Origin of the sequence: Bacillus sp. B19-2 (assembly GCF_022832475.1) — a bacterium.
In the GTDB taxonomy this organism is placed as follows: domain Bacteria; phylum Bacillota; class Bacilli; order Bacillales; family Bacillaceae; genus Bacillus; species Bacillus paralicheniformis.
Genome location: NZ_JALHKQ010000009.1, coordinates 48,373 through 56,261, shown reverse-complemented (window position 1 = coordinate 56,261; position 7,889 = coordinate 48,373). Strand labels below are relative to the sequence as shown.

The window sequence follows — 7,889 nt, the reverse complement described above, 5'->3', positions numbered from 1 at the left end:
TGCATGTATTAGGCACGCCGCCAGCGTTCGTCCTGAGCCAGGATCAAACTCTCCATGAAGTTTGATAATGACTACGCACATTCGCATGTGCGATTTATTTAATGAATTAACAGGTACGTTTGTCTTGTTTAGTTTTCAAAGATCATTATTAAAGCGACTTTTATATTATATCCAATCTCGTATATTAAGTCAAGAACTTTTTTTAAGTTCTTTTTTTCTTTCGCCGCCGTTTTGCGGCAACGAATAATAATATACCACCGTATTTATGATTGTGCAATACTTTTTTGAGAAAAAATTTAATTTGTTTTAAATGGGCAGCCGCCGCTTGTTACGCGGCTGCTGCCCAAACGTCAATTAACGATGTCTCATTTGCGGGAATAGTAAAACGTCCCTGATTGAAGGAGAATTCGTCAAAAGCATAATCAGTCTGTCAATGCCGATTCCAAGACCGCCGGTAGGAGGCATTCCGTACTCCAGTGCTTCGACAAAGTCTTCATCCATCATATGCGCTTCATCGTTTCCTTCTTCACGTTCTTTTAATTGCGCTTCAAAGCGTTCTTTTTGGTCGATAGGATCATTTAATTCAGTAAATGCATTCGCGTGTTCACGGCCTACGATAAACAGCTCAAAACGGTCTGTAAATCGAGGGTCTTCAGGGTTTTTCTTAGCGAGTGGAGAAATCTCCACAGGGTGTCCGTATATAAAAGTAGGCTGAATCAACGTTTCTTCAACTTTTTGCTCGAAGAACTCATTAATGATATGTCCTACTGACATGCTTTCAGAAATTTCAATTCCGTGTTCTTTCGCGAATGCTCTTGCTTCTTCAACCGATACTTCCTTCCAGAAGTCCACACCGGTGGCTTCTTTAACAGCATCGACCATATGAAGTCTCTTCCATTCAGGCTTGAGGTCAACTTCATAATCTCCGTATTGAACGGTTGTAGTGCCAAGCACTTCTTGTGCAATATGAGCGATAAGGTTTTCCGTCAAGCTCATAATATCTTTATAGTCAGCATAAGCTTCGTAAAGTTCGATCATCGTAAATTCAGGATTGTGCCGTGTGGAAACACCTTCATTTCGGAATACACGTCCGATTTCATAGACTTTTTCCAATCCGCCGACAATCAGCCTTTTCAAATGGAGCTCGATAGCGATCCTCATGTAAAGCGGCATATCAAGCGCATTATGATGCGTAATGAACGGACGGGCAGACGCTCCGCCCGGAATCGCGTGCATCGTAGGCGTCTCAACTTCTAAGTATCCGTGGTCATCTAAGTATCTTCTCATCGATTGAATGATTTTGCTGCGCGTAATAAACGTATTTTTGCTTTCCGGATTTACGATCAAGTCCAAATAACGCTGACGGTAACGCTGTTCGATGTCTTTTAATCCGTGATATTTGTCCGGAAGCGGACGAAGTGCTTTTGTTAATAAATCAAAAGATGTAGCTTTTACAGACAATTCGCCTACATTCGTCTTAAACATAACGCCTGTAACGCCGACGATGTCCCCGAGGTCAGAGCTTTTAAACCATTCGTACTGCTCTTCACCGACACTGTCTTTTCTGACATAGATCTGAATCTGGCCCTTTAAATCCTGAATGTGCGCGAATCCCGCTTTTCCTTTTCCGCGCTTTGTCATCATCCGGCCGGCAATCGTCACTTCAATTGCTTTTTCCTCTAATTCTTCTTTTGAGAATTCATTATACGATTCAATGAGATCAGTTGATTGATGGGTGCGGTCAAAACGCTGCCCGAAAGGATCTTTCCCGTTTTCTCTCAATTGATTCATTTTATCGCGCCTGACTTGCAGCTGGTCGTTTAATTCTTCATGGTTATGCTCTTCATGACTCATCATATATCACTCCGTTACTTTTAGTCTTTCAGGAAAAAAGCAGAAAAACTGCCAGTGAAAACTGGCAGTGAGCAGAGGTCGGATTTATCCTACTTTTGCATCCTGAAGCTCTTTTGCCTCGGCTTCAATCGTAAACGCGTCTAAAAGCTGAACGAGCTCATCCCTCGTTTCGCAATGGTTGATTTCATTCCGGACCTTTGCGTTTCCTCTTATGCCTTTTAGATACCAGGCTGCGTGCTTTCTCATTTCGCGGACCGCAACATTTTCTCCTTTCAGCCCGATTAATCGGTCAAGGTGAAGTTTGCAGACAGACATTTTCTCACGCACTTTTGGCTCATCTTTCAATTCGCCTGTTTCCAAATAGTGAACCGTACGGTAAATCATCCACGGGTTACCCAGCGCTGCACGGCCGATCATGACACCGTCAACCCCTGTTTCATCAAGCATGCGTTTTGCATCTTGCGGAGTTTTGACATCACCGTTTCCGATTACCGGTATTGAAACGGACTGCTTCACTTCTTTGATAATATCCCAGTTCGCCGTTCCTTCGTACATTTGCACGCGGGTCCGTCCGTGAAGAGCGACGGCTTTTCCGCCGGCGCGCTCTACAGCTTTCGCATTCTCAACGGCAAAGATATGGTCTTCATCCCAGCCCATTCTCATTTTGACGGTCACCGGCTTGTCAACGGCCTCCACTACTGCTGAAACCATTTCATAAATTTTATTCGGATCAAGCAGCCATTTGGCTCCTGCATCACATTTTGTGATCTTTGGCACCGGACATCCCATGTTTATATCAATAATATCCGCAGTTGTGTTTTGATCAACAAACCTCGCCGCTTCGACAAGCGTTTCTTTTTCGCCGCCGAAGATCTGCAGGCTGAGCGGTTTTTCACGTTCATCGATATAAAGCATTCCCATCGTTTTTGCATTATTGTAAAGGATCGCTTTATCGCTGACCATTTCGGCGCAGACTAACCCCGCTCCGAATTCCTTAACCGTCAAGCGGAAGGCGGAGTTGCAGACACCGGCCATCGGCGCAAGCACAACCCTGTTTTTTAATTCTATATCACCGATTTTAAACATTTCTAGTCCTCCTTTCTTATTCTTCTGATGGAGATAATTCCTCCACTGTTATATTTAAAGTATTGGCTACATCCCTGAGCATGCTTTCCGACGGCAAACGATTCCCGCGTTCTACTTCACCAAGCACAGAAACGGATATACCCAATGCTTTTGCAAACCCTTCTTGAGTATAACCCTTCAGCTTTCGATATGCACGAATTCGTCTACCCCAGATTTCTGCTTCCATACTCTTACACCTTCTTGATTTTTCGCATGATTGACAGCTCCCTCAAGCTCCGGATAAATCTCCAGCAGCGGGATGAGCACAAACAAACGTTCATGCATTCTAGGATGAGGAACGATAAGTTGCTCTGTCTCAATATTTTCACGATTATACAACAAAATGTCAAGGTCTGCAGTCCTCGGCCCCCATCTGATGTCGCGTTTGCGGCCGAGTTCTTTTTCAATACGCTGAGTCAACTCAAGCAATTCAAACGGTGAAAGAGATGTTTTAACAGCTGCAGCCATGTTTAAAAATAGATCTTGTTCTGTATACCCGACAGGATCTGTTTCATAAATCGACGAGATGTCCGTCACCTGTACAGACGGATGTTGATGGAGGAGAGAGACAGCTTTTTTTAAATATTCTTCCCGCTGGCCGATATTCGAGCCGAGCGCTATATATGCCGTGTTGTTCATTGTCGTTTCCTCGTCATCTCGATGGCCACCGATTTATAGTGTCCCGGTATAGGCGGATCAGGCTTGACGACTTTGACCGTACATTCCTGAACCGCTTCAAAATGCTTCAGCACCTTTGCGGCAATCGTTTCTGCGAGGGTCTCGACAAGGTTAACCGGCTCTCCCTCCACAACCTCTTTGCACAGCTTATACAGATCTGCATAGTTAATGGTGGCATCAATACGATCCGTTTTTCCGGCTTCGCTTAAGTCTAGAAAAGCTGTCAGATCAACGCGGAATCTTTGGCCAAGTTTGTTTTCTTCTTTGAAAACACCGTGATATCCATAAAACTCCATGCCCTCTACATACACTTTATCGATGATAAACGCCTCCTTTATCAATCATGGCATCCATCATTTTTGCCATCCTGGAAATTTGCTTGACGTCATGCACCCTGACGATATCGCACCCTTTTTGAATACCGAGGCATACCGTCGCGCCCGTGCCTTCCGCCCTCTCCTCAGGCGGAAGATCCAGGACGCGGCCGATAAATTTTTTGCGTGACGTCCCCAATAAAACCGGGTATCCGAGTTCGCTGAATTTCTCAAGCTGGTTCATGACCGCCAGATTGTCATGATACGTTTTGACAAAGCCGATACCGGGATCAAGGACGATGTGATGATCTTGAACGCCTGCTGATTTTGCGATGCTCACACATTCCATCAAATCAGACAGCATGTCCGGGATCAAGTCGTTATAATTCCGTTCCTCGCGGTTATGCATCAAGACAATCGGCACATTATGAGCGGCCGCAACCCGGGCCATGTCAGGGTCTGCTTTCGCTCCCCAGACATCATTGATAATCGCTGCACCGGCATTAAGCGCTTCATCCGCCACTTTTGCTTTATAAGTGTCAACGGAAATCGGCACGTCGATTTCCTGAACAAGTTTTTCAATTACAGGTATGACCCTTGACAGCTCCTCATCGAGAGAAACCTTTTCCGCTCCCGGCCTTGTCGATTCTCCTCCGATATCAAGGATATGGGCGCCGTCTTCGATCATTTGCTTTGCATGAATGACGGCGCGGTCGATGCTGTTATATTTTCCGCCGTCTGAGAAAGAATCGGGCGTCACATTTAAAATCCCCATGATCAATGTTTTATCTTCATAAGACAATGTGTATTGCTTTGCGATCAGCTTCTTTGAACGCACCGCTGTTTGAAGCGCCATATCCTTCACCCTTTAATTGAAATATAGTCTTTTGCTGCTTTTCTATCGTTAGTGTATGCCTCTTGCAGACGTTTCGACAAATTTCCATCCTTTCCCGGAAATTCAGTGCTGCCGATTCTCCGGAATGGAACGATTTCCTGTACGGAATTGGTCATCCATGCTTCGTCCGCAAAGAGAAGCTCCTTTAAAGGGTATACTCCCTGCATGACTTCGATTCCCATATCTTCAAGGCGCTCGATGACATAACGCCGGGTGACGCCGCCTAATATGCCGGTATCAAGAGAAGGTGTATATACACAACCGTCTTTTTGCCAAAAAATGTTGGAAATGATCCCTTCGGCTACAGCTCCGCCTTCGGTAAGAAAAATCCCTTCTTTGGCAGGGTCGGGTCCGAGCTCCCTTTTTCCGAACAAATTATTTAAAAAGTGATGTGATTTCAAGCGGAACGGACCTTCTGGCGTATTGCGGCGGACCTGTAAGATGACGCCTTCCTTTTCAACCGGAACCGATGCAGGATGAAAAGGATTCATCATCACCATAACACCGGGTTTTTTGTATGAATCAGGAAAAAGGCCTGAGCCGCCGGGACCGGCAGATATATTTAACCGGACCTTGGCATCCAGATTCGGGGGCTGATTCAACTGAAGCAGCCTGTCAAGAATGGCAAGCACTTCGCTTTTTGTCAGCTCCAGCTCAATTCTCAGCTGTTCCAAAGCGTTGTTCAGTCTGTCCATATGACGGTCTAAAAGGAAGGGCTCCCCTTCATAAAGGCGGAACGTTTCAAATACCCCGATTCCGTATAAAAAACCATGGTCAAAAGGAGAAAGTCTTGCTTCCTCCTCCTTCACATATTGACCGTTCATGTAAATGATCATGTGTTCACTTTCTTTCGGTAAGTCTCAATAAAATTCTTCAGCATTTCTTTTCCGGAGGCAGTCATAATCGACTCCGGATGGAACTGAACGCCTTCAATGGGCAGTTCTTTATGCCTGATGGCCATAATCTCCCCTTCTTCCGTCCAAGCCGATGTCACAAAACAACCGGGCAGCGTATCCGGTTTTACGATCAACGAATGATACCTCGTGGCCGTGAGCGGATGTTCCAAGTCTTTAAAGACCGTCAACCCGTCGTGCAAAATCTCGGAAGTTTTCCCATGCATTAACCGTTCCGCCCTGACAACATCGCCGCCGAAAACCTGGGCGATCGACTGATGTCCGAGACAGACTCCGAAAATCGGTATCTTCCCGGCAAAATGGCGGATCGCTTCAAGGCTGATCCCGGCCTCATCCGGACTGCAAGGACCGGGAGATATCATCAAAAAGTCAGGCGACATATCCTCTATTTCCTGAAGCGTGATCTCATCGTTCCGCTTGACGACTAACTCCTCGCCAAGCTCGCCTAAATACTGAACCAAATTGTACGTAAATGAATCGTAATTGTCGATCATTAGAATCATATCTCAGCTCTCCTCTGCTCTTTTTTCTCTTCTTCACTCAACTGCAGCGCCTTTTTCATCGCCAGGGCCTTTTTAATTGACTCTTTATATTCATGCTTAGGGTTGGAATCGATGACGATTCCAGCTCCGGACTGCATGAACGCCTGGCCCGCTTTCACATAAATCGTTCGGATAACGATATTAAAGTGCATATCCTGATTATATCCGAACCATCCTATAGAACCAGTATAAAGCCCCCGTCTCGTCGGCTCAAGCTCCTCTATAATTTCCATCGTTCTGACTTTCGGCGCTCCTGTAATCGTACCGCCGGGAAACACGGCATGGATGACATCCACGGCATCGCATTCGTCCCTTAGTTCACCGCACACGTTAGAGACGATATGCATAACGTGGGAATACTTCTCAATCAGCATGAATTCATCGACCCTGACCGAACCGTACTTGGAGACCCTGCCGAGGTCATTACGCTCTAAATCAACGAGCATTACATGTTCGGCGCGCTCTTTTTCATTCATGATCAGTTCGTTCGCGAGCGCTTCATCCTCCGCTTCATTCGCCCCGCGGGATCTCGTCCCGGCAATCGGTCTTGTTTCAAGCCTGGTGCCCTTTTTCTTAATGAGCAGTTCGGGCGACCCGCAGATGATTTGAAAATCCGGGGTTTCCAAGTAGGACATGTACGGAGAAGGATTGATTTCTCTTAACATCTTATACACCTCATAAGGAGGCGCAGACAGGCGCTCCGACTGGCGAACAGAAAGGTTCACCTGAAATACGTCGCCGCTTGCAATGTATTGCTTCACTTTCTCAACGGCCTGTGAAAATCCGGCTTCTGTAAATGAGGCCGCGAATGACAGGCTTTTATTATCATTTGGTTGATGACCGCCAGCGGTCTTCGGATGTTCCGCCTTCCATATTTGCTCAAGCCTGTCCAATTTCTCTTCCGCAGCGGCCGGCGTTTCTTCATCGGTGTGGGTAATCACCCAAAGCTGCTGCTGCTTATGGTCATAGACGGCTATATCATCAAATACGAGAAAGAATAAATCCGGCGTTTGCAGATCATCGATAGACAGGATTTTGAATTTCTCAATATATCGGGCATAGTCATAGCTTAGAAAACCGACAGCCCCGCCCTGAAAGTCGGGAAAATCTGCAACCGTCTCCGTTTTCAGCGTTTCAAACCACTGAGAAAACTGCAGAAACGGATCCCCCTCTTTGAATATGATGTCCCCTTTGTATTGAATCGTCGTGATGCCGTCTTTCCCTTTTGCTATTGCGACAGGGTCGAGCCCGGCTATGCTGTATTCTCCGCCTCTCGCGCTTTCGAGCAGAACGCGGTATTGCTTTCCTTTCGACAGGCTTTCAAATTGCTCTAAAAACCTTTGATTGGAAAATGGGAACGCTCTGGCTACAGGCCTTCGTTGTCTCATCATATCATTCCTCTGCCGTTAGTCTAATGTCCTTATTGTAATGCATATCTTTTTTCTAGGAAAAGAGAATTTCATTTCCAATATAGAAAAAAGTCCTTGAGCATGTTCACTCAAGGACACCGAGCTTTTAAAATGGCCTCGCCCGTGAATAACAAAAGGCCGCCGACATCGTCGGCAGC

The 7,889-nt window shown here is 46.0% G+C and carries 9 protein-coding genes and 1 rRNA gene; all 10 read right to left on the bottom strand.

Features of this window, described 5'->3' with window-relative positions; all coding sequences use genetic code 11:
* A 16S ribosomal RNA gene (locus MST20_RS20665) occupies positions 1-59 on the bottom strand; the annotation flags it as partial.
* Positions 60-354: 295 nt separating this feature from the next.
* Positions 355-1,854: a lysine--tRNA ligase gene (gene lysS / locus MST20_RS20660; RefSeq protein WP_026578986.1), complete on the bottom strand. Its 1,500-nt coding sequence runs from the start codon at positions 1,852-1,854 to the stop codon at positions 355-357.
* 84 nt (positions 1,855-1,938) lie between these two features.
* Positions 1,939-2,940, bottom strand: a complete 1,002-nt coding sequence (gene dusB, locus MST20_RS20655; protein ID WP_020449833.1) for a tRNA dihydrouridine synthase DusB — start codon at positions 2,938-2,940, stop codon at positions 1,939-1,941.
* A gap of 16 nt (positions 2,941-2,956) precedes the next feature.
* A complete protein-coding gene (locus MST20_RS20650; RefSeq protein WP_243944501.1) occupies positions 2,957-3,166 on the bottom strand; it encodes a helix-turn-helix domain-containing protein in 210 nt (69 codons plus the stop codon).
* Positions 3,118-3,618: a 2-amino-4-hydroxy-6-hydroxymethyldihydropteridine diphosphokinase gene (folK, locus tag MST20_RS20645; protein ID WP_243944499.1), complete on the bottom strand. Its 501-nt coding sequence runs from the start codon at positions 3,616-3,618 to the stop codon at positions 3,118-3,120. The genes MST20_RS20650 and folK overlap by 49 nt, the downstream gene beginning before the upstream one ends.
* Positions 3,615-3,977, bottom strand: coding sequence for a dihydroneopterin aldolase (gene folB, locus MST20_RS20640; RefSeq protein ID WP_023855968.1), 363 nt, complete (start codon positions 3,975-3,977; stop codon positions 3,615-3,617). The genes folK and folB overlap by 4 nt, the downstream gene beginning before the upstream one ends.
* Positions 3,970-4,827, bottom strand: a complete 858-nt coding sequence (gene folP, locus MST20_RS20635) for a dihydropteroate synthase (protein WP_243944497.1) — start codon at positions 4,825-4,827, stop codon at positions 3,970-3,972. The genes folB and folP overlap by 8 nt, the downstream gene beginning before the upstream one ends.
* Positions 4,828-4,832: 5 nt before the next feature.
* Positions 4,833-5,702 (bottom strand): aminodeoxychorismate lyase, encoded by an 870-nt coding sequence (gene pabC, locus MST20_RS20630; RefSeq protein WP_243944495.1) that lies wholly within the window; start codon positions 5,700-5,702, stop codon positions 4,833-4,835.
* Positions 5,699-6,283, bottom strand: coding sequence for an aminodeoxychorismate/anthranilate synthase component II (pabA, locus tag MST20_RS20625; RefSeq protein ID WP_023855970.1), 585 nt, complete (start codon positions 6,281-6,283; stop codon positions 5,699-5,701). Before pabA ends, pabC begins: the two co-directional genes overlap by 4 nt.
* Complete coding sequence (locus MST20_RS20620) at positions 6,280-7,710, bottom strand: anthranilate synthase component I family protein (protein ID WP_243944505.1); 1,431 nt, start codon at positions 7,708-7,710, stop codon at positions 6,280-6,282. Before MST20_RS20620 ends, pabA begins: the two co-directional genes overlap by 4 nt.
* Positions 7,711-7,889: the final 179 nt, after the last annotated feature.